Origin of the sequence: Elioraea sp. Yellowstone (assembly GCF_006704265.1) — a bacterium.
Lineage (GTDB): Bacteria > Pseudomonadota > Alphaproteobacteria > Acetobacterales > Acetobacteraceae > Elioraea.
In genome coordinates, this window is record NZ_VIKA01000279.1 from 1 (window position 1) to 1,333 (window position 1,333).

Consider the following 1,333-nt stretch of genomic DNA (forward strand, 5'->3'; position numbering starts at 1 on the left):
GGTGCCGGCTGCTCGGGCATCGGCTTCGGCGGCGCGGCGGCCGCCGTCTTCGCCACCGTCGGCTTGGGCGCGGGGCTGGTGGGCGCCGTCTTGGCGGCGGTCTTCGCGGGGGGCTTCGGCGCCGTCTTGGGCGCGGCCTGCGCCGGCGGCTTCGCCGACTTGGGCGCGGGCTTCGGCGCGACCTTGACGGGCCGCTTGGCAGTCGCCTTCGGCGTCGTCTTCGTCGTCTTGCTCACCGACTTGCCCGCCGCGCGCGCGGCCGTCCGTGCCGCGGACTTCGCAGTCGCACCCTTCGCCGTCACCTTGGTCCTTCCCGTCGCCTTGGTCGCCATCGCTCCGCTCGCCATCCGTCCCTCAGCACCGTCCGCAGCGCACACGACCTGCCCCGCGCCTGGACGGGCGCGGCCACCGCATGCGTCAGGGAACGATGATGACGGCCATCACGGCCAATAATGACAGTATAGCACGCCAGAGCCCGGAGTTCAGCCCCCGTCATGGCAGGGCAGCAACGAGCGGTCAGGGGATCCCGGGTTCGGGACTGAACAGCGCCATCTTGTCCGGCTTGCCTTTCCACTCGTCCGCATCAGGCGGAGGCTCGCCCTTGCGGGTGATGTTCGGCCAGAGCTGCGCATACTCCCGGTTGTGTTCCACCCAGGCGGCTGCACGCGGCTCGGTGTCCGGCAGGATCGCCTCGGCCGGGCATTCGGGCTCGCACACCCCGCAGTCGATGCACTCGTCGGGATGGATCACCAGCATGTTCGCGCCGACATAGAAGCAGTCCACCGGGCAGACCTCGACGCAGTCCATGTACTTGCAGCGGATGCAGGCATCGGTCACGACGTAGGTCATGCGGCGCTCCAGTCGGTTGGCGCACGACTTGGGGCAAACGGTGCTGCGGCGCAAGACCGTGCCGGCATGTCAGCCTGGCGGCGCTTCCAGGTCCTCGTAGAGGCGCTTCGCCTCCTCGGCCGGCCCGCGCCGCGTGCCCAGCGCCAGCACCCGCACCACGCGCACCGAGGGGCCGATGCCGAAGGTCAGCACGTCGCCCGGGCGGACGCGCGCATGCGCCTTCTCCGTGCGCTGGCGGTTGATGCGGATGCGCCCCTGCTCGGCAAGCCGCGCGGCGGCGGCCCGGGTCCTGATGAAGCGCGCGCACCAGAGCCAGCGGTCGAGCCGCTGCCAGCCGAGCGCGCCGTCCTCCGGATCGTCGGCGCTCACGCCTTGGCGCGCAACGCCGCCAGGGCGGCGAAGGGGCCGTCGGCCGGCCGGGCCGGCACGGACGGCATCGTCGGGGCGCGGCGGCGCGCGCGGACCATGGTCGCCCCGTCCTCGG

2 protein-coding genes and 1 pseudogene are annotated in these 1,333 nt (G+C 72.5%); 1 reads left to right on the forward strand and 2 read right to left on the reverse strand.

Annotation, left to right across the window (positions count from 1 at the left end):
• Nucleotides 1-453: pseudogene (locus FK498_RS20060) on the forward strand (hypothetical protein); the annotation flags it as partial.
• Nucleotides 454-516: 63 nt separating this feature from the next.
• Here FK498_RS20060 and fdxA read toward each other — a convergent pair.
• Together fdxA and FK498_RS18665 are read right to left on the reverse strand one after the other, a co-directional pair.
• Nucleotides 517-849, reverse strand: coding sequence for a ferredoxin FdxA (gene fdxA / locus FK498_RS18660; RefSeq protein WP_141857196.1), 333 nt, complete (start codon nt 847-849; stop codon nt 517-519).
• A 69-nt stretch (nt 850-918) separates the two neighbouring features.
• A complete protein-coding gene (locus tag FK498_RS18665; protein ID WP_141857198.1) occupies nt 919-1,218 on the reverse strand; it encodes a S4 domain-containing protein in 300 nt (99 codons plus the stop codon).
• Between the last annotated feature and the right edge of the window lie 115 nt (nt 1,219-1,333).

Coding starts and splice junctions, on each gene's coding strand:
- fdxA (WP_141857196.1), bottom strand. CDS start 849: ATGACCTACGTCGTGACCGATGCCTGCATCCGCTGCAAGTACATGGAC.